Source organism: Caballeronia sordidicola, from assembly GCF_000729995.1.
In the GTDB taxonomy this organism is placed as follows: domain Bacteria; phylum Pseudomonadota; class Gammaproteobacteria; order Burkholderiales; family Burkholderiaceae; genus Caballeronia; species Caballeronia sordidicola_A.
This window is the reverse complement of the sequence record NZ_JNFG01000058.1, coordinates 1-20116: the sequence shown is the minus strand read 5'-3', so window position 1 is coordinate 20116 and position 20116 is coordinate 1. Positions and strand designations below refer to the sequence as shown.

Annotated in this window: 20 protein-coding genes; 12 read left to right on the top strand and 8 right to left on the bottom strand. The window is 59.5% G+C overall.

Going from position 1 to position 20116, the window contains the following annotated elements; translation table 11 throughout:
• The first annotated feature begins 512 nt into the window (after window positions 1–512).
• From FH08_RS0132680 to FH08_RS0132665, 4 genes are all read left to right on the top strand, one after another.
• Window positions 513–1727, top strand: coding sequence for a DUF2863 family protein (locus FH08_RS0132680; protein ID WP_031362403.1), 1215 nt, complete (start codon window positions 513–515; stop codon window positions 1725–1727).
• Window positions 1728–2607: 880 nt separating this feature from the next.
• A complete protein-coding gene (locus FH08_RS0132675; RefSeq protein ID WP_031362402.1) occupies window positions 2608–3426 on the top strand; it encodes a LuxR C-terminal-related transcriptional regulator in 819 nt (272 codons plus the stop codon).
• Between the two features lie 117 nt (window positions 3427–3543).
• Window positions 3544–4218 (top strand): energy-coupling factor ABC transporter permease, encoded by a 675-nt coding sequence (locus FH08_RS0132670; protein WP_031362401.1) that lies wholly within the window; start codon window positions 3544–3546, stop codon window positions 4216–4218.
• Between the two features lie 163 nt (window positions 4219–4381).
• Window positions 4382–4987, top strand: a complete 606-nt coding sequence (locus tag FH08_RS0132665) for a BspC domain-containing protein (protein ID WP_031362400.1) — start codon at window positions 4382–4384, stop codon at window positions 4985–4987.
• 169 nt (window positions 4988–5156) lie between these two features.
• Here the strand turns inward: FH08_RS0132665 and FH08_RS0132660 are convergent, their stop codons facing one another.
• On the bottom strand, window positions 5157–6317 hold the full coding sequence (locus tag FH08_RS0132660) for a M14 family metallopeptidase (protein ID WP_031362399.1): 1161 nt from the start codon (window positions 6315–6317) through the stop codon (window positions 5157–5159).
• Between the two features lie 32 nt (window positions 6318–6349).
• The gene (gene yaaA / locus FH08_RS0132655) at window positions 6350–7129 is read right to left on the bottom strand and encodes a peroxide stress protein YaaA (RefSeq protein ID WP_031362398.1); all 780 of its coding nucleotides are present in this window, start codon (window positions 7127–7129) and stop codon (window positions 6350–6352) included.
• A gap of 55 nt (window positions 7130–7184) precedes the next feature.
• On the opposite strand from yaaA, the gene FH08_RS0132650 reads away from it, so the two are divergent.
• The gene (locus tag FH08_RS0132650; protein WP_031362397.1) at window positions 7185–7676 is read left to right on the top strand and encodes a putative toxin-antitoxin system toxin component, PIN family; all 492 of its coding nucleotides are present in this window, start codon (window positions 7185–7187) and stop codon (window positions 7674–7676) included.
• A 42-nt stretch (window positions 7677–7718) separates the two neighbouring features.
• A complete protein-coding gene (locus FH08_RS0132645; RefSeq protein ID WP_031362396.1) occupies window positions 7719–8900 on the top strand; it encodes a pyridoxal phosphate-dependent aminotransferase in 1182 nt (393 codons plus the stop codon).
• A 3-nt stretch (window positions 8901–8903) separates the two neighbouring features.
• Here the strand turns inward: FH08_RS0132645 and FH08_RS0132640 are convergent, their stop codons facing one another.
• Window positions 8904–9563 carry a glutathione S-transferase family protein gene (locus FH08_RS0132640; protein WP_031362395.1) on the bottom strand — a complete coding sequence of 220 codons (660 nt, stop codon included), beginning with the start codon at window positions 9561–9563 and terminating at the stop codon, window positions 8904–8906.
• Window positions 9564–9678: 115 nt separating this feature from the next.
• On the opposite strand from FH08_RS0132640, the gene FH08_RS0132635 reads away from it, so the two are divergent.
• The 6 genes from FH08_RS0132635 to FH08_RS0132610 all read left to right on the top strand — a co-directional run bounded on the left by FH08_RS0132635 (window position 9679) and on the right by FH08_RS0132610 (window position 15947).
• On the top strand, window positions 9679–11220 hold the full coding sequence (locus tag FH08_RS0132635; protein ID WP_031362394.1) for a 3-hydroxyacyl-CoA dehydrogenase: 1542 nt from the start codon (window positions 9679–9681) through the stop codon (window positions 11218–11220).
• Window positions 11217–12005, top strand: coding sequence for an oxepin-CoA hydrolase, alternative type (locus FH08_RS0132630; protein ID WP_031362393.1), 789 nt, complete (start codon window positions 11217–11219; stop codon window positions 12003–12005). The genes FH08_RS0132635 and FH08_RS0132630 overlap by 4 nt, the downstream gene beginning before the upstream one ends.
• Window positions 12002–12730 (top strand): histidine phosphatase family protein, encoded by a 729-nt coding sequence (locus FH08_RS0132625; RefSeq protein WP_031362392.1) that lies wholly within the window; start codon window positions 12002–12004, stop codon window positions 12728–12730. The genes FH08_RS0132630 and FH08_RS0132625 overlap by 4 nt, the downstream gene beginning before the upstream one ends.
• Window positions 12731–12810: 80 nt before the next feature.
• Complete coding sequence (locus tag FH08_RS0132620) at window positions 12811–13929, top strand: phosphotransferase (RefSeq protein ID WP_031362391.1); 1119 nt, start codon at window positions 12811–12813, stop codon at window positions 13927–13929.
• Entirely contained in the window at window positions 13926–15140 is a 1215-nt protein-coding gene (locus FH08_RS0132615) for an acyl-CoA dehydrogenase family protein (protein ID WP_031362390.1), read from the top strand. Before FH08_RS0132620 ends, FH08_RS0132615 begins: the two co-directional genes overlap by 4 nt.
• Window positions 15141–15254: 114 nt before the next feature.
• Entirely contained in the window at window positions 15255–15947 is a 693-nt protein-coding gene (locus FH08_RS0132610; RefSeq protein WP_031362389.1) for a glutathione binding-like protein, read from the top strand.
• A gap of 53 nt (window positions 15948–16000) precedes the next feature.
• Here the strand turns inward: FH08_RS0132610 and FH08_RS0132605 are convergent, their stop codons facing one another.
• The 5 genes from FH08_RS0132605 to FH08_RS0132585 form a co-directional block, all read right to left on the bottom strand.
• A complete protein-coding gene (locus FH08_RS0132605) occupies window positions 16001–16453 on the bottom strand; it encodes a MaoC family dehydratase (RefSeq protein ID WP_031362388.1) in 453 nt (150 codons plus the stop codon).
• Entirely contained in the window at window positions 16450–16908 is a 459-nt protein-coding gene (locus FH08_RS0132600) for a MaoC family dehydratase (RefSeq protein WP_031362387.1), read from the bottom strand. Before FH08_RS0132600 ends, FH08_RS0132605 begins: the two co-directional genes overlap by 4 nt.
• A 32-nt stretch (window positions 16909–16940) precedes the next feature.
• Window positions 16941–18062, bottom strand: a complete 1122-nt coding sequence (locus FH08_RS0132595; protein WP_031362386.1) for an acyl-CoA dehydrogenase family protein — start codon at window positions 18060–18062, stop codon at window positions 16941–16943.
• A 10-nt stretch (window positions 18063–18072) separates the two neighbouring features.
• Window positions 18073–19269, bottom strand: a complete 1197-nt coding sequence (locus FH08_RS0132590; RefSeq protein WP_031362385.1) for an acyl-CoA dehydrogenase family protein — start codon at window positions 19267–19269, stop codon at window positions 18073–18075.
• A 69-nt stretch (window positions 19270–19338) separates the two neighbouring features.
• Entirely contained in the window at window positions 19339–19842 is a 504-nt protein-coding gene (locus tag FH08_RS0132585) for a DUF1178 family protein (protein WP_031362384.1), read from the bottom strand.
• Window positions 19843–20116 lie beyond the last annotated feature (274 nt).

Sequence of the window (20116 nt, the reverse complement as noted above, 5' to 3'; positions counted from 1 at the left end):
GGTTACCCCGGAAAACACCACCACGCTTAAAGCCAAGCACCAAGCGCCCACACTTATCGGCTGTTAGTTTTTAAAGAACATTCGCTATCCACCGCACGATTCCCATCCCTCAGAACCCTGCCGCTTTCGCGTCGCTGCTCGTGCAGCACAGAAACGAGATTATGTCCTGCGTTTCGCTTTTCGTCAACAGGTTTTTTTACTCAACCCAGACTTTCCGATTCGCTGCGAAGCCCGTCCTGCTTGGCTTTGCGGCATCCTCTTAAGCTACACACGCCCACCACTTTCTCACTTCCCTTCGCCTCTTCGTGAAGCGAAGGAACGGAATTCTAGTGCCCGTTTCTCACTCGCGCAAGGGGTTCGCGAAAAGAATTTCAACGAGGCGTTTTCCACACTAACAACGGGCGCAAAAGGAACGCTCAAAACCGGCATCGCAGAGAGGCCGCGCACTAATGGTCCAACCGGACGCATAGCGACTACAATCTAAGGTTCTCTGCACCTGATAACTGCCTCCTATGCGCTCGCGAATCGCCAAACGACTTCCCCCGGATGCCGACAAGCTCGTCGGTCTTTCGCTCTCGCTCTTCGCATCCGGCAGCCGTATAGAAGACCGGTTCTGGGAAGCGCGTCTCGACACCCTTCTCGGGAAAATTGTGCGCAACGGCAATCAGACTGCGCTTGATGCCGCGCTCGACCATCTTCAACTCAAGTTTCCCGACGCATACGGCGCACTTGCCGATATGGCGGAGACACAAAGCGAGTCGTTCGCAATCGAGATCGACGGCGTACCGCACGAAGCATTGCTGATAGCGGCACCCGTGCTCGCATGGACGCGCTACTCGATTCCGTCCGGGCCGCTCAAGGTCGACGTCGTCGACGCCTTGCGCGCTCAGTTGCAAGCGCATGTGCTCGCGGAAGGCGCGAAGGTGGCGGTTGCCCCGTACCTCTATAGCATCGACCAGTTACCGCGCCACCATGTGGAAACGGCGCGTGTCGCGCAGCAACTCATACAAACCGTGCTCGGCAATGCGCCAGCGCGCCTTCACCTAGGTGACCTGCCTGAAACTTCGCCGATCCTCGCCGATCCGCGCTTTCTGCTTGCGATGGCCATCGTGCCCGCTGGTGACGCGCTGTTTCGGTGGCAAGAGGAAACGGCCGGCGCCCGGATTGAACGCGGCCAGTGTCTTGAACACTGGGCGACCCAAGGCGGCGCCAGTTTTGCCGCCATCCTGCCCGGCTGCGAATTCGAATGCCTGTTGCCCGACGCCTATTACTCGGCATGCCGTGACGCCGACGAACAGGTTCGACCGCACTCGGTCCGCACCGCCGTTCGTTACCTATTCGATACACTCAGCACGACGCCTGATGAACTACGCGCCGTGATTGCGGGGTTCGGTGAGCAACGCGTGGACGAATATCGGATCGGATTTACGCGCCGTGGCAGCAACGACGTGATCTATGGTGTCGTCTGGCCACTTTACGGACGGGAAAACGGCGAGATTAACGCAGCGGAGGAAGCGGCCGAACTGGAAGGCGCGGATGGCCCGGTAGAAGAGATCGTTGCGTTGTTGAAGCGCTCAGGTGTGACCGACGTTCGTCGGCATACCGGCCGTTTCGAGCCGGAATACTGTGACGATTGCGGCGTGCCGCTGTACGCAGATCCGCTCGGGGAAATCGTCCATGCGGAAATGCCGGAAGACGCTGAGCCAGCCCAGCCGCATTTTCACTGACTGAGGGGTTGAAGGCATTTAGGGCTCGTGAGTCGAATGTCGTCACCCTCCCCTGGTGCGCATCGCCGTAAGCGATGCGCAGGCTAGCGTCTCGACGTGCCGAAAGGGATGGAGCGCAAATCCTGATGGCCCCAACCTCAACTTCTTGATCCGATACAAAAAACCGTTCCAGCGCTCAGTGGAACGGTTTTTTTGCGCGCCGCACTCGCAACGCCGACTACCGATTGCATGTGACGTTGCAGCAATCCGCGTCGCGCGGACAAACAGGCACGCTCCAGCTCCTCCCGAAATAAAACCCCATCTCACGAAGCAGTCTCAAGCGCCGAGTTCGCTACCGCAAGAAAGGGGCTTCGACAGTTGATCCGCCCTATCGTCCATGCGATGCAATCCGGGTAGCGGCCTCTTCGTCGTGGTTTCATTCCCTGAGCGCTATCTACCCCTCCGTCAGCACCACTGAGCCGACAAAATCAATGCGCGAAGCAGCGAAAAGCTCAAGCCACTTGCTGCGTTGTCAGATCAAAACAACGCTGCCAGTGAATTCGAGCAAGAGCAACCCAAATTATTCGCATGCATTGCCATGCCGCGGCACGGAAGCACGCTTCAGAGAAGTCTCGTTACGTCTCGCATTCACATTTTTATTTGAGAATCGTCCCGACTTCAGCCGCAGATATTTGAGACCCCTCCCAGCAAAGCTGCCCCGAACAGAAATTAATTCACCAAATCAACCGTCAGGCGAAATTCAGCGCGGAATTTTGTGCGTAATGCCTATGCCATTCGGTCAGGGCGCAATTTCGGCCGCGATTGGTCATTATCGGTTCAGCAGCACATCGCCCGCCCGGAAGTGGGCATCGCGCCGAACCCATATAACAACGAGGCACGCATGAAATTCACCATAGTCAACTCCGAAGCTGAGCGTCGCGAAGGTTTGAAGGCGCTTTTAAGGCATATAGACCGGCGCGCGCGTTTCAACGAGGCGAAGGACTGGCGGCAAGCCGCAAGCGCGGTCCTGCGGCTCGATCCGGACATGATCGTGATCGACTGGCACGACGCCATGCGCATGGCAGATCTGCGCACGCTGTTGAACGCCTTCCCGATGATTCCTGCGGCAATCATCGTGGACGAAGCGTCAACCGCGCAGGTCCGATTGCTTCTCGGCGCCGGTGCGCTCGGCGTGGTGCCACGGGACCTCGACCCCACGCTGATTGTTCGCGCGCTTGAAATGGTTCTGCTGGGTGGCCACTACGTCCCTGCGTGCGCGCTCGACCCGGCGCTCGAGCCCGTTTTTTTGCCGCGCCGCGACACCGCACCGAAAGAGGTTCGAAAGGGCTCAAAGCCGTTCAACACATTGTCACTGCGCCAACAACAAATCATGCGGTGCGTGCACATGGGCAGCACCAACAAGATCATTGCGAAGACACTTGGAATCAGCGAGGGCACGGTGAAAATTCACCTTGGCAGTATCTTCCAGCAACTCGGTGCACCGAATCGCGCCGCGGCCGTTGCTATTTATAACGGCTGGCAGAACGGTTATCTCGAAGTCCTGAAGCGCGAGGTGGACGCATCGCCACGACCCGCGCTCGGCGATGCCGGTCCGGTGCCACTGCGCGCCGCCGCTTTGCTGACGTATGCGCCGCGTGCGGAAATAGACGAAGATTTGCTGCCGATGGCCGCAGAACCCCAACCCCGCTTCGGCGACTGAGCGGGGTCGTTTCACAGTCTGGACGCAACGCGTAAATTGACGCGTTGCGTGTTGGAAAATCCCCGCTGGCACAGTCAATGCACACGTTTTCGGGCGCAAACGAGTAATATAAGATTTATGGGTTTCTTCTACACACCTCTTCCGCTTTGGCTCGCAATTGGTGGCTGGATTGTCACTGCGGGCGTGCTCGCGCTTGCGATCTGGAAGAACCCGTTCCGCCGGTTGCAAGACGGGACGCTTCAGCACGTCTGGTTCGGTATCGTGGTCGCGGTGACGGTGCTGTGGGCGTGCAATACATGGTTCGAAGACGGTCCCGCGATTCATCTGCTCGGCGCCACGCTAATGGTCACGTTGTTCGACTGGCAACTCGCCATGATCGGCATGGCCGTGACAACCGGTCTGGCGGCCGTCGTGCTGGATGCATCATGGCCCGGCGTTCCCGTAACTTTCCTGCTGTTCGGGGCATTGCCCGTTGCCGTATCGTCGCTTCTGCAGAAAGCTATCCAGGCGTGGATTCCGCGAAGTCTCTTCGTCTTCATCCTCGGTCACGGGTTCCTGACGTCGGCATGCGCCGTCGCAATAGCGTGCTCGGCAGGACTGCTGCTGGAAATCGTGCTTGCCAATGGAGAGATTATTATCCCGGCCGGATTTACGCTCGCTGCCTCCCTGCTGGTCGCCGGCGAGGGCTTGTTCACCGGCGTGTTCACCATCCTGATCACCGTCTACCGCCCTACCTGGATCACTACGTTCGACGTCCGGCGTTATCGGCTGGATCGCGGACCGCGCGTCTGAACGCTGCATCGGTTCCAAACCTTATCCCGCATCAAAGTCCACGGCAGAACCTGTGTCGAGACCGGACATGGTTAGCTGTTGGTGAAAGAATTTAATATAAGATGGAACTCCCGCTCACTGTCGGGCATCTTACGTGCCTGTTGTCTCTCTAGTGCATAACCCGATGGATAGTATTCAAGTACCGCGTCGACTGCTCCGGCTGGTCGGCCGGCTGGTGGCAATTGCATCAATGACGACACTCGTGTCGGCCGCATGCAGCACCACCGCGTTTGCCGATACGCTCGACGAACGCAACGAGCTCGTCAATCACTTCGTCACCGACTTCAACGCCAACCCCTTGGTAGCCGACTGCGCCGCACACGGAAGTTTCGTGGCGAGTACGTCGACGGCGTTCGATCACGTGGAGTTTCCGGCTAGTTCCTTCGACTCCGCTCATGGCAGCATCGTCCCTTGGAACGACGCATTCGACGAACACAAGCAACGTATCAAGGTGGACAACGTCGTGACCGTCGAGGGCCTTGGGGTCACCAAGGATGGCGACTCGACACCTTCCACGCTGCAGTTCCGCTGCGGCTATGTAGGCAGCCAGATGCTGGCGTTCGGCTGGAATGATCCCGTACCGTCAGCTAGGCCGCGAGCCGAACCTCGCTCGAGCCACGGTGCAAAAGGCCGGCATGGTGCGGCCAAGGGCAAAGGCAAAGGCAAGACGAGCTCGACATCAGCAGGCAGCAAGACGACGAAAAAATCGGCGAGCAAAAAGAAGCACTGAGTCGCCGTCCACTGCGTCACCCACCGTCTCACGCTCGAACGCCAACGCAAAAGGGCGTGATCGCCGTCAAGCGGTCACGCCCTTTTGATGCAGGTCCTTCGGAACGCACGCGCATCGCATGCGTTCACCGGCGCTCACTTCGCTTCGAACCTCGCTCCGCTTGCCAGCCTCAGAACGCCTGCAGGTGCCGCAGGATAGCCTGAAGCATCGACGCCCCCAGCGCAGCGCTGCGCTCGCCATTCCAGCCCACACGCTCGTCCGGAAGATTCGCGTTGTCCTTGAAGGGCATCTCGAGCGTCAGCGACAAACATCCGAACTCATTGCCCACATATTTAGACGCCAGCTTCAACGCGTCCGTCTGGTACTTGCTCGCTTCATAGCCGTACACGTCCTGAAAATCGGGACTCGCCTGCTTGAAGCATTCGATGAACGCCTTCTGTTCCTGCGCTTGTTTTTCGGTGAAACCAGGCAGCATCTCGGAGCCGGCTACGAACACGTAAGGCAGCGCTTCGTCGCCATGGATATCGAAGAAAAGATCGCAGCCCAGCGCGTGAATGGCGTTACGAACCGCCAGCACTTCAGGGCTACGCGCCGCGTCAGGCTCCATCCATTCGCGATTCAGGTTGGCGCCTGCGGCGTTGGTGCGCAGGTTGCCGAGCACGCTGCCATCGGGATTCATGTTCGGCACGATATGAAACACGGCGTGATCAAAGATCAATCGCGCGACGGGGTCGCCCGCCCAATCGCCCCAGCCCGCGAGCCGTTTGATCAGCCCTTCGACGAACCACTCGGCCATGGTCTCGCCGGGATGCTGGCGCGCGATGATCCACACGTTCTTCTTCGGCTTCACCGGTTCCTCGCCCTCTTCGGTCAACCCGAGCGACACGAGCGACATGGGCCGGCCTTGCACGGTCCGGCCGATTTCAGTCAGTGTCGCGTGCGGCATCTGCTGCACGGCGCCCAGGAAACCCGCATGGCGCTCTTCGCTATACGGCTCGAAATAGGCGTAATAGACAGCGTCGAAATCGGGTGTGTGCTCGATCGTCAGTACACGGCCGTCGTAACGTGTGGGCACGCGAAACCAGTTGATCCGGTCATAGCTGGCTACCGCCCTGTAATCGCGCCAGCCATCGGCGAACGCGCAGTCAGCGGCGTTCTCGAAGGTCATCGTGAGCGGCTCGTCGCGCACGCCCGAGACGCGGAAGTAAAACCACTGCGCGAAGTCGGCGTGGTTGTCCGGACGCACACGCAGACGAATGCCCGCGGGGTCCTCGGCAGACACGACGTCTATCGCGCCTGCATCGAATTGACTCGTGATTGAAATGCTCATGACGCTTCCTTAATAATGCGTGCTCGTCGCGCTCAAAGACCCAGGCGCCGGCGATACACATAACTCGTTTCAGTCGATGCCTTTTTATCGAAGGCATAACCTTCGCTCTCGAAAGCCTTCAGGCCTTCCGGCTCGTCAATTCGATGCTGCACGGCAAATCGCGCCATCAGGCCACGTGCGCGTTTAGCGTGAAAACTGATGATCTTGTACTGGCCATTCTTCCAGTCCTGAAAGACTGGAGAAACCACCGGCGTGTCCAGGCGCTTCGGTTGCACCGACTTGAAATACTCATTGGACGCGCAATTCACCAGCACGCGTGCGCCCTTTTGCTTTTTCATCTGCGCGTTCAAGGCAGCCGTGATGCGATCGCCCCAAAAGGCATACAAATCCTTGCCGCGAGCGTTGGTGAACTTGGTGCCCATTTCCAGCCGGTACGGTTGCAACAGATCCAGCGGCCGCAGCAACCCGTATAACCCGGAGAGCACACGCACATGAGTTTGCGCGTAGTCCAGATCCGCTGCGTGCAGCGACTTTGCGTCGAATCCATCGTAGACGTCGCCGTTGAAGGCCAGCATGGCCTGCTTCGAATTATGCGTGCCAAAGCTCGGCGACCAGTCCGCATAACGCTGGAAATTGAGTCGCGCGAGAGGGTCGGAGATATGCATGAGGCTGCCGATTTCCTGTGGCGAGAGCTTGCGCAACGCGTCGATCAATTCAGCGGAATCGACGGCGAATTCAGGCAACGTATGTTTGGTGACGTGAGGCGGGGTCTCGTAGTCGAGCGATTTGGCCGGCGATAGAACGATTATCATAGGGGCTCGCCGGCATGCTGCCAACGATGAAGACGGAAACCCTCGATTGTATCGAATGAAAAAATCCCCCGTGCTGCGCGCCGTGCTGGATTCGAATGTCTGGATCGATATCCTGATATTCGATGACCCGATCACGCGCCCAATTCGCGCCGCGCTCGAAGCCGGTACGCTGGAAGCGCTGATCGATTCGCGCTGCCTTAAAGAACTGATGTATGTGCTGGACTATCCGCAATTCACGCGCTTCGCCGTGAATAAGGCCGAAGCGCTCGAAACGATCGCGCGGCTCTCGCAGCTCGTGGCGCCCGAACCGCCGCCCGCCGACGCACCGCCGCTGCCGAAATGCCGTGACCGCGACGACCAGAAGTTTCTTGAACTGGCGCATGCGAGCCGAGCGGACTGGCTGGTTTCGAAGGATCGTGCGGTGCTTAAACTCGCGAAACGCACGGCACGCGACTTCGGCTTTCGAATCGCCCAGCCCGCACCGTTCGTGGCCAGTTTTGAAGCCCACATTGAAGCTTACGAAGAAACAAACGCCATCGACGTTTAAAATAGGAGACATTTCCCTCTAGCGCAGCCGATCGCCCACGCCATGAACGCCTCGCACGACCTTCAGTATTCGTCCGCTGTCCCCGCTATCACTTCGCGCCTGCCGAACGTCGGCACGACCATCTTCACGGTCATGAGCGCGCTCGCGACGCAAAAAGGCGCGGTCAATCTAGGCCAGGGCTTTCCGGATTTCGCGTGCGATCCGCGCATTGTCGACGCTGTCTCGAACGCCATGCGCGACGGCCACAACCAATATCCGCCGATGGCCGGCGCCCCTTCGCTGCGCCACGCGATCAGCGAGAAAATCGGCCGGCTATATGGCCGCCAATACGACGCCGAGCGCGAGATCACGGTCACGGCCGGCGCAACCCAGGCCATCCTGACCGCCGTCTTGTGCTGCGTACACCCGGGCGACGAAGTCGTCGTGATCGAGCCGATGTACGACTGCTACGTACCGGCCATCGAACTGGCGGGTGGCAAACCGGTGTTTGTATCGCTGGAAGCACCCGATTACGCGCTGCCCTTCGACAAGATCGCCGCTGCCATCACCCCGAAAACGCGCCTGCTGATCATCAACTCGCCGCACAACCCGACCGGCCGCGTCTGGCGCGCAGCCGACATGCAGAAGCTCGACGAGATCCTGCGCGGCACCGACGTGCTGGTTCTCTCCGACGAAGTCTACGAACACATGGTCTTTGACGGCGCCCCGCACGAAAGCGTGTGCCGCTATCCGGACCTGGCCGCGCGCAGTTTCGTGGTGTCGAGTTTCGGCAAGACCTTTCACGTGACGGGCTGGAAGATCGGTTATGTCGCAGCTCCCGCCGCGCTGACGGCTGAATTCCGCAAGGTCCATCAGTTCAACGTCTTCACCGTGAACACGCCGATGCAGGTCGGCATTGCGGAATACCTGAAAGATCCCGCGCCGTATCTGGAATTACCCGCTTTTTATCAGCAAAAACGCGACTTTTTCCGCGCAGGCCTCGCCAACTCGCGCTTCAAACTGCTGCCTTGCGACGGCACGTATTTCCAGTGCGTCGACTATTCGGCCATCAGCGACCTGCCGGAAGCCGAGTTCTCGCAATGGCTCACGAGCGAGATTGGCGTCGCGGCCATTCCGGTGTCGGCGTTTTATCACGAGAGCCACGAATCGGGCGTTGTGCGATTTTGCTTCGCGAAAAAGGAAGAGACGCTGCGCACCGCGCTCGAACGTCTCGCCAGTCTTTAAAAGCTAAATCTTCGGCAGCGCTTTTTTCTGCGCGTCCATGAAAGCGAGCCGGTCCGCCGTGACTTTTTGTGCGGCCGGCCGCTCGCCCACCAGTTTGTTGTGCGTCTTCCAGTCGATCCCCGCTTCCAGCAGGAAATCCGCTCCATAGATCGCTTTCGTCGTCAGCCCAATCAGCGGCAAATTCACGAATGCACTGACATCGGCGATACTGAAGGTCGTGCCGAGCGCATACGGTTCGAACTTCGCGATCCGCTTGAATCCGGCAATGCCATGCCTGAGCCGTTTTTCCGCGCGCACCTTGGCGTATTCAGTCACAGTGCCGCCGAAAAACGCCTGCTTGTAGAGCTCGCGGGCCACCAGTTCCAGGTGTGTCTCGATGAACGCGATCATCTCGCGCTCCTTCGCGGCGGCGAACGGATCGGCGGAAAAAATGGGTTTCTCCGGATAAGCGCTCGCCAGGTATTCGATAATCACCTGCGACTCGCACAGCGCCCCGGCCTCGGTCTCCACATACGGAACCTTGCCGAGCGGCGAGCGCGTGAGCGTTGCTTCGTCCTGGCCGAAATTCGCACGCACCTCCTCGAACGGAATGCCGTGTTCGAGCAGCACGAACTTCACCTTGTTCACGTAGTTGGACAGCGGAAAACCATACAGCTTGAGCATCTTGAGTCTCCAGGACATCTTTCGTTTTAAGCAATGCAGGCAATCGGCGGCCTTCTGGGCCACGTCACGAACAGTACGACCGTGCTAATCTATCAAATAAGGAGTGAGACACGCCATGAGTTTTCGCGACACAGAGATTCGGACCTTGGGGATCGTCGGCAGTGGCGCGATGGGACGCGGTATCGCGCAGATCGCAGCGCTCGGCGGCCTGAACGTGCGTCTGTATGACACCAACCAACAAGCCATCGCGGCTGCACGCGAGTATCTCGCCGATACCCTGAACAAACTTGCCGCAAAAGGCAAGCTGATCGAAGCCGATGCACACGCGGCGCTGGCGCGCATTCATGCGGCCGGTGCGATCGGCGATCTGGCCGATTGCGATGTGGTGGTCGAAGCCATCGTGGAGAAGTTGGACGTCAAGCGGGAGTTGTTCCGCGAGTTGGAAGGCGTGGTCGGCGAAAACTGCATCCTGGCGTCGAATACTTCGTCGCTGTCCATTACCGCCATTGCCGCGGGCTGTGCCAAGCCGGAGCGCGTGGTCGGCCTGCACTTCTTCAACCCCGTGCCGCTGATGAAAGTGGTCGAAGTGATCGACGGCTTGCGGGGAGACCCCGCTGCCGGCGACGCGCTCATGGCGCTCGGCCGCCAGATGGGCCACACGGCCGTGCGCGCGAAGGACATGCCCGGGTTCATCGTGAATCACGCCGGGCGCGGCATGAACACCGAAGGTCTGCGAATCGCGAGCGAAGGCGTGGCGAGTTTCGCCGATATCGACCGGATCATGCGCGAACAAGCCGGCTTCCGGCTCGGGCCGTTCGAGTTGCTCGACCTGACGGCGCTTGACGTCTCGCATCCCGTGATGGAGTCGATCTATCACCAGTTCTACGAGGAACCGCGCTTCACGCCGTCGCCTATTACCGGTACGCGGCTCGCCGGTGGGTTGATCGGGCGCAAGGTTGGCGAAGGTTTCTATAAGTATGTAGACGGCAAGCAGCAAATTCCCGAGGAAGCGCCGGCGCCTACAACGTTGCCGCGTCGCGTGTGGGTGAGCCGCTCATCCGCCCACGCGCGTGAAGAAGTATTCCGCCTGATCGCGAAGATGGAAACGGCTGTCACTATAGATACCGGCGGCACCCCGGCGCCGGATTCGCTGATCATCGTCACGCCGCTCGGCCACGATGCCACCACCGCTTGCGTTGCGGAGAAACTGGACGCGTCGCGCACGGTCGCTATCGACACCTTGTTCCCGCTCACCGATGCCACCCGCCGCACCATCATGACCACGCCCGCCACGACCGCCGAATTCCGCGACGCCGCGCACGCGCTCTTCGCATTCGATGGCGTGCCCGTCACGGTGATCCGCGATTCGACCGGGTTTGTCGCTCAGCGCGTGGTGGCGACTATCGTCAACATTGGTTGCGATATCGCGCAGCAGCGCATTGCATCGCCTGCGGATATTGATCTCGCCGTCACGCTCGGCCTGGGTTATCCGCGTGGCCCGCTAGCGCTGGGCGATGCGCTCGGCGCGAGCACCATCCTCACTATCTTGCGCAACATGCAGGCTGTGCTCGGTGACCCGCGTTATCGTCCGTCGCCGTGGCTCGTGCGCCGTGCGCAGCTAGGCCTGTCGCTCACCTTCGACGAGGCCGCAGCATGAGCGCCGAACTGCTCTCCGTCCGGCCAGCCGAAAGCGACACCACGCTCGTTCTCAAGCTGTCCAATCCGGGCGCCCGCAACGCGCTGCATCCGGACATGTACACCGCCGGCATCGAAGCGATCAACACGGCCGAGCGTGATACATCGGTACGCGCAATCGTGCTGACCGGCGCCGATAACTTCTTTTGCGCCGGCGGCAATCTGAACCGCTTGCTTGAAAACCGCGCGAAGGATCCCTCGGTGCAGGCCGCGAGTATCGACATGCTCGGCGAGTGGATCGTGGCATTGCGGTCATCGACGAAACCGGTGATCGCGGCTGTGGAAGGCGCCGCTGCGGGCGCAGGTTTCTCGCTTGCGCTTGCGTGCGATCTGCTGGTCGCGGCTGAGGACGCCAAGTTCGTGATGTCGTACTCCCGCGTAGGTCTCACGCCTGACGGCGGCGGCTCGTGGTTCCTCACGCGCGCGTTGCCGCGTGCGCTCGCGACCGAAATCCTGCTTGAAGCAAAACCGATCGGCGCCACGCGGCTGCATGACGTTGGCGTCGTGAACCGCGTGACGAAACCGGGCGCGGCGCTCGATGCGGCTATCGGCTGGGCCGATGAACTGGGCCGCATGGCGCCGAAAGCGCTCGCGCGGATCAAGACACTGATCGCATCGGCCGAAACGCAGTCGTTAGCCCAACAGCTGGACGACGAACGCGATGGTTTCGTCGATGCCCTGCATAACGGCAACGCGCTCGAAGGCATCAACGCGTTCCTTGAAAAGCGGCCACCGCTCTACAAATGACGACCTCGTACGAACTGCCCAAACGCCGCCGCATCTTCCTGATGCGCCACGGCGACGTGACTTACTTCGATGCCAGCGGCCGCGCCATCGACCCCGAAAGCGTGCCGCTGAACGAACGCGGTCGCGAAGAAGCGAGTGCGGCGGGACTCGAGTTCAAGGCACAGCAGATTCGCTTCGATAAAGTCATCGCAAGTGGTTTGCCGCGCACGCTCGAGACGGCGCAACGCGTGCTGGCCGAAACGGGTCAGCAGATCGATATCGACATCTGGCCGGAGTGGCAGGAGATTCGCGGCGGCCGGCTGGGGGACCTTCCACCCAAGGATGTCGAGCGCGCTTTTCTCAGCGTTTTCGATGGCATCGTGCCGGAAACTACGTCGTTTCTGGGTGGCGAGACTATCGGCGAGTTGCTTGATCGCGTGCTGCCGCCGCTGCAACGCCTGCGCGACGATGCATCGTGGGACACGGTGCTGCTCGTGCTGCATGGCGGCGTCAATCGCGCGCTGTTGTCGCACGCGATTACCAGTGGAGGCCGCACGTTTTTCGGCCATCTTTCGCAGACTACGGGCTGCATCAACGCGCTCGATATCGGCGATAAACCTGGCGACTGGGTGATCCGCGCGCTGAATCATTCGCCGCCCTCGCCGCTTCACGCAAGCGTACGGAATACGACCATGGAACTGCTGTACGCGCAGTTCGTCCGCTTTAAATCGCTGATGAAGTCATAGCGGGCATGCGGAATAACAGCGCCGTCAACGGCGCGACGCCGCGTGATACCTCAACAAACGCAAGACCGGAGGAGACAACGATGGCTGCAAACGATACCCCCGCACCGCAGGATTTTTCAGCGTTCGAGGGAACACGCCCGGTCAACGAGCGGCAACAATTCGATGTTCCGGCGTTGGTTAAGTGGCTCGAATCGCATGTTGAAGGTTTCTCTGGACCGCTCACCGTCGAGCAGTTTGCCGGCGGCCAATCGAATCCGACCTTCAAACTGATCACGCCCGTGCGCAGTTACGTGATGCGATCGAAACCCGGGCCGGCGGCGAAATTATTGCCATCGGCGCATGCAATCGAGCGTGAATATCGCGTGATGGACGCACTAGCCGGCACCGACGTTCCCGTCGCGAAGATGTTCGCGTTATGCGAGGACGAAAGCGTGATCGGGCGCGCGTTCTATGTGATGGAGTTCATCGAAGGCCGCGTGTTGTGGGATCAGGCGCTGCCGGGCATGACGCCGTCCGAACGCGGCGCGATCTACAACGAGATGAATCGCGTGATCGCGGCGCTTCACTCGGTGGATATCGCTCGGGTCGGGCTTGAGACCTACGGCAAGCCCGGCAACTATTTCGAGCGTCAGATCGGTCGCTGGAGCAAGCAATACGTTGCGTCGGAAACTGAGTCTATCGATGCGATGAACAGGCTGATCGAATGGCTGCCGAAACATATTCCACGTAGCCCGGGAGGAGCACCGGCGGAACGTGTATCGATCGTTCACGGTGACTTCCGGCTCGACAACCTGATCTTCCATCCTACCGAACCGCGCGTGCTCGCCGTGCTCGACTGGGAGCTGTCCACGCTTGGGGATCCGCTCGCCGATTTCGCTTACCACTGCATGGCGTGGCACGTCGACCCGACGCAATTTCGCGGTATCGGCGGCCTCGACTGGGCGGCGCTTGGTATTCCCGATGAGCACGAATACGTCGCGACATACCTTGCTCGTACGGGCCTTGCGATCCAGGGCGACTGGAATTTCTACCTCGCCTACAACATGTTCCGCATTGCGGCGATTCTGCAGGGAATCATGAAGCGAGTGAGCGAAGGCACGGCGGCAAGTGCGCAGGCTGTTGACGCTGGAAAGCGCGCGAAACCGATGGCCGAACTCGCGTGGTCGTATGCGCAGAAAGTAAATGAGGAGACGAAATGAATTTCGATTACACGCCTAAAGTGCAGGAACTGCGCCAAAAGCTAAGGCATTTCTTCGATGAACACATCTACCCGAACGAGCGCGCGTTCAACAGTGAAGTCGCCGCCAATCGTGCAAACGGGAACGCGTGGGTTCCGACGGAGTTGATCGAAAGGCTGAAGGAACAAGCCCGCGATGCCGGTCTTTGGAACCTGTTTCTCCCAGAATCCGAACGCGGCGCCGGATTGAGCAATCTGGAATACGCACCGCTCTGCGAGATCATGGGCCGGGTGCCATGGGCGCCGGAAGTGTTCAATTGCGGCGCGCCAGATACGGGCAACATGGAGACCATCGAACGGTATGGCAGCGAGCAGCAGAAGCTGCAATGGCTCGAACCGCTGCTGCAAGGCGAAATTCGATCAGCATTCCTGATGACCGAGCCGGATGTCGCTTCATCCGATGCGACGAACATTCAGTGCAGCATCGTGCGCGATGGCGACAGCTACGTAATCAACGGCCACAAGTGGTGGTCATCGGGCGCGGGCGACCCGCGCTGCAAGGTGTATATCGTGATGGGCAAGACTGATCCCGACGCGCCGAAACATCAGCAACAATCGATGATCCTCGTTCCTGCAGACGCGACCGGCCTCACCGTGCATCGACCGCTCCCGGTGTTCGGCTATGACGATGCGCCGCACGGCCACATGGATATCACGCTCGAGAACGTACGCGTTCCGGTATCGAACATGTTGCTCGGGGAAGGACGCGGCTTTGAAATCGCGCAGGGACGCCTGGGACCGGGCCGTATTCATCATTGCATGCGGCTGATCGGACTGGCTGAACGCGCACTCGAACTGATGTCGAAACGTACGCTGCAACGGGTCGCTTTCGGCAAGCCGATCGCCGCGCACGGCGTGACTCGGGAGCGCATTGCCGAGGCACGCATTATGATCGAGCAGGCACGTCTGCTCACCTTGAAAGCCGCCTACATGATGGATACCGTCGGCAATAAGGGCGCACGCGGCGAAATCGCGATGATCAAAGTGGTCGCGCCGAATATCGCGTGCCAGATCATCGATTGGGCGATTCAGGCGCACGGCGCGGCCGGTGTGTCCGATGATTTTCCGCTGGCCTATGCCTATGCGCATGCACGGACGTTGCGGCTTGCCGATGGGCCTGATGAAGTGCATCGGAACGCGATCGCCAAGCTGGAGCTTTCACGGTACGCGTGAACCGGTGTTCAGCGTCTTTCTGCGAACTATGGTTTAATTTTCGGCAGCGTTTTTGAGTGGCGATCCCTGATTGCTCGGGTCGCCGCCTTCCCGTGTGCAGGACCAGGAGCGAAAATGATCGACGTCTATAGTTGGGCCACGCCGAACGGCCACAAGATTCATATCATGCTCGAAGAACTCGGGCTCGAGTACAAAGCGATTCCCATCGATATTGGCGCCGGCGATCAATTCATGCCCGACTTTCTGGCGATCAGCCCGAACAACAAGATCCCCGCGATTATCGATAGCGACGGCCCTAACGGTAAGCCGCTCGCGCTCTTTGAATCCGGCGCGATCCTGTTTTATCTCGCTGAGAAAACGGGGAAGTTCCTGCCTCTGGATCCGGTGGGACGATACACGACCATGCAGTGGTTGATGTTCCAGATGGGCGGTGTTGGACCCATGCTTGGCCAGGCGCATCATTTCCGGATTTACGCGCCGGAGAAGATCGAGTACGCGGTCAATCGATATTCGAATGAAGCCAAGCGCTTGTATGGCGTGATGGACAAGCAATTGGGCGTGACGCGATATCTCGCTGGCAATGACTATTCAATCGCTGATATTGCAACGTTCCCGTGGACACGGTCCTGGAAAAACCAGGGGATTGAGCTGGAAGAATTTCCGAACGTGAAGCGTTGGTTTGACGAGATTTCAGCGCGGCCCGCGGTTATTCGAGGGGTTGAAGTACTTGCTTCAGCTCGCAAGGAATTGACCGGCGATAAACAGCGCGAAGTGCTGTTCGGCGCGCAGCAGTACGCGAGGCGTTAGGCATTAAGCGCGGCCAGGTTTCTTGATAGATGAACCTGGCCGCGCCCCAACGTTCAGAAGTAATGCCGGGTGATGAATTCAGCGACGCATGCCGGCTTCTCACCGCCTTCTTTCTGCACGGTCACGCGCCAGATCACCTGCACCCCGCCCTCTTCCACATCAGTCACCGTTTCCGCTAAGAACCTCGCCCTGAGCTTCGTCCCGACCCGCACCGGTGACATGAACCGCACCTTGTTCATGCCGTAGTTCACACCCATTTTCTGCTGCAACGGCACGCACTGGTCCAGCCACATCGGCACCAACGCCAAGGTCAAAAACCCATGCACAATCGGTCCGCCAAACGGCGATTCTTTATTCGATCTTTCTACGTCGACGTGGATCCACTGATGATCGTCGGTGGCATCGGCGAATCGGTTCACGCGTGACTGATCTATTTCCAGCCACTCGCTCACATACTCGTCCCCGCCCTCCGCGGCTTTGACATCGGCTGCGCTCGTCAACTTCATTGCGAGTTTCCCGGCTGACGAAGCCCGAAGATGGCTGCTGAATCCACGGTCAATACCAGTTCGTCATGCTGGTTATAAGCCTCCCAACGCGTGCCGACAATTCCACGATCCGGCTTGCTCTCCGATACCCGCTTGCTCAACACGCGTACGGTTAATCTCACCGTGTCGTTCACCCGCACCGGCTTGAGCCAGCGGATGTTATCGAGCCCGGGTGAACCCATCGAAGTGGAATCGGACAGCATGTCGCGCACCAGAATGCCCATCATCGCGGAACACGTATTCCAGCCGCTCGCGACCAGTCCGCGAAACGGCGATGCCTCGCCACCCGCCTCGCTCAAATGAAAAGGCTGCGGATCATAACGCCCGGCAAATTCGATAATCTCTTCTTTCAGAAACGTATGACCGCTCAATTGCGCCACCGCTCCAACTTCGAAATCCTCATAGCTGAACGTCATCTCCGCTCTCCTTTTCTCACTGCATCCATTAATCAAACGTCGGTGTCGGCGAATCCGGGCAACGATGCAAACCGCGCAAGGTGGTGATCGACATCGCCTAACGTTGTCTCGATGATCGACAGGCGCTTGAACCAATGCGCCGCCGCGACTTCGTTCGTCACGCCCATCCCGCCATGCAGTTGCACTGCCTGCTGACCGACGAAGCGCGCTGCTTGACCGACGCGTGCCTTGGCTGCGGAAATTGCGCGACGACGTTCATCGGCGTTATCGCTCGTGTATCGGGCCGCGGCAAGGTAAGTGATCGAACGCGCCTGCTCGGCGTGAATCAGCATTTCCACCATCCGATGCTGCAACGCCTGGAAACGCGCGATAGGCGTGCCGAACTGCTTACGCTCCTTCGTGTACTCGACCGTCGCGTGATTCAACGCATCGAGCACGCCGACAGCTTCGGCGCACAGCAGGAACGTAGCGTAATCGGCAATGCGCTCAAGCGTAGCTGCGCCCGTGTTGCTCTTTCCAAGGCGCTCAGCAGGCGTTGCATTGAAGGTGAACGTCGCGGCGCGCTGACCATCGATCGTCCGATACTCGGTGACCTCCACATTAGCCGCATCGCGCGCAACGACGAACAACGCAATTTCCCCAGCCAGCCGCGCCGGCACGATCCAGTAGTCGGCCTGAGCACCATGCAAGACCAACGACTTCTGGCCGCTCAGCGCGAAGCCATCGCCTTTCTCTTGCGCTGTTGTATCGACCGAAAACAGATCGTAGCGAGCATGCGGTTCGTGGAACGCGACCGCGAGCTTGATCTCGCCGGCGGCCGCGCGTTCGAGCAACGCGTTAGCGTGGTCATCGCCTACAAGCCGCAACGCTTCGATACCCACCGCCGTCGCCCAGTACGGCTCCACGACAAGCGCACGTCCGAGTTCCTGCATCACAACCAGCATGTCGGCCGGACCGCCATCGAAACCACCTTGCGGTTCAGGCGCCGGCAATGCCGTCAAGCCTAGTTCAGTGAATGCCGCCCAGTGTTTTGCATCGACACCTTCCTTGGACGCAACGATCTTCTGCCGCGCGTCGAACGTGTACTCGTTGTCGAGATACCGGCGCAATGCGTCCCTGAACTGTTGCTGCTCATCGGTGAAATTGAAGTCCATGTGCAGCTCCTCACAAGCCCAGAATCATCTGCGCGATGATGTTTTTTTGAATTTCGTTCGAGCCGCCGTAGATCGACGTCTTGCGGAAGTTGAAGTAGTACGCGGCAAGCGGCGCGGCATCGTCGTCGCCGGCAAGGCTGTGTTCACGATCGCCTTCCAGGAACGCTGGATCGAACGCGGCAGCTTGCGGGCCGATCGCTTCGACCATGAGTTCGGTTAGCGCCTGCTGGACTTCGGTGCCTTTGATCTTGAGCATCGACGCCTCCGGTCCAGGCCCGCGGCCATTTGCTTCGCTCGCGACCACGCGTTGGACGGTGACTTCGAGCGCCATCATCTCAATCTCAAGCGCCGCGATTTTCGAGGAGAACACAGGATCGGCGAGCAACGAAACGCCGCCCTTCTTCTGATTCGCGGCAAGCCGCTTCAGGAACACCAGTTCCCGCTTCGATTGCCCCACGCGCGCAATGCCCGTGCGTTCATGTCCGAGCAAAGATTTCGCGTAGGTCCAGCCGCGATTTTCATCGCCGACCAGATTTTCGAGCGGCACCTTCACGTCTTCCAGGAACACTTCGTTGACTTCGTGGTCTTCATCGAGCGTGATGATCGGGCGCACGGTAATGCCCGGCGTCTTCATATCGATGAGAAGAAACGAGATGCCTTCCTGCTTCTTCGCGCCGGTGTCGGTGCGCACGAGGCAGAACATCATGTCGGCGAATTGGCCGAGCGTGGTCCACGTTTTCTGGCCATTGACCACGTAGTGATCGCCCTGGCGTTCAGCGCGCGTTCTCAGCGAGGCCAGATCAGAACCCGAACCGGGTTCCGAGTAACCCTGGCACCACCAGTCGGTGCCATCGAGAATACGCGGGAGATAGTGGGCTTTTTGCGCATCGCTGCCATATTTCATCAGGACGGGCGCGACCATCGATACCCCGAACGGCAACACGCCGGGCGCACCAATGCGAGCGCATTCTTCGTCCCAGATATGGCGCTGCGTCGCGTCCCAGCCGGGACCGCCATATTCCTTCGGCCAGGCGACCACCGACCAGCCACGCGTGCCGAGCAGCTTGTGCCAGCTTGCGTAGTCATCGCGGTTCAGACGTTTGTGTTCGAGCACCTTGGTCCGCAATGCCTGCGGGAGGTTGGCATCGAGCCAGGCGCGGATGTCGACGCGAAATGCGTCGTCGGCGGGGGAATAATTCAGGTCCATGCGCTGTGTCTCCTGTCATGACCCGGGTCGGCCATGAGGAGACGCGCGTTAGGCTGAACCTGCTTCAGCTTATTGCAGCGGCTCTTTCAGTGCGGCCGGCACGGGCAACGGCATCACGTCGATGCCTTCTTCCATCAATGCGTGCGCATCTTCGGGCGTTGCGACGCCGCGAATATTGCGCGCCGGCGCTTCGTCGTAATGCATGCGCCGCGCCTCTTCAGCAAAACGGTCACCCACGTTCTCGGTCTTCGCGAGAATTTCCCGCATGAACTGCAACGCACGCGCCTGAAGCGCTTGATCGGCGTCTTGCGGCGGCGGGGCCGCCTGCGTAACGTTGGATCGGTTGGATCCGTTCGATCCAGCTGCCTCTTTTTCGCCCTGGTCCGAACTGCTGGACGAGCGAGCTGCCGACAAATTCAGGCGCGGCGCCGACGGCATGCGGCTCACCTCCGTTGTCGAGCACACCGGGCAAGCCACGAGCTTGCGCGACAACTGGGATTCGAACTCATCGGTCGAAGCAAACCAGCCTTCGAAACGATGGTCGTGTGAGCACTTCAAGTCGAGAACCTTCATGCTGATCGGGGCTTGTTAGAAAGTTTAATCGCAAAAACGCGTTTTGTGAACGACCGTTCGCAAAAAATCACAATGCGACCGTCGGATGACGTGTAGATACACAGCTTCGATTTTAGCCCGGCGTTGAAACGCGTGCCGAACGATGCGCAACCTTGATTGAGCAGACAAATAAAAAGCGGCCTTCGTGGCCGCTTTTTATTTGTCTGCGTCGGACTGCTTAGTCACTGACCGGATCGCCCAACGCCCATTCACCCGACATGACCTTCTCCAGCCA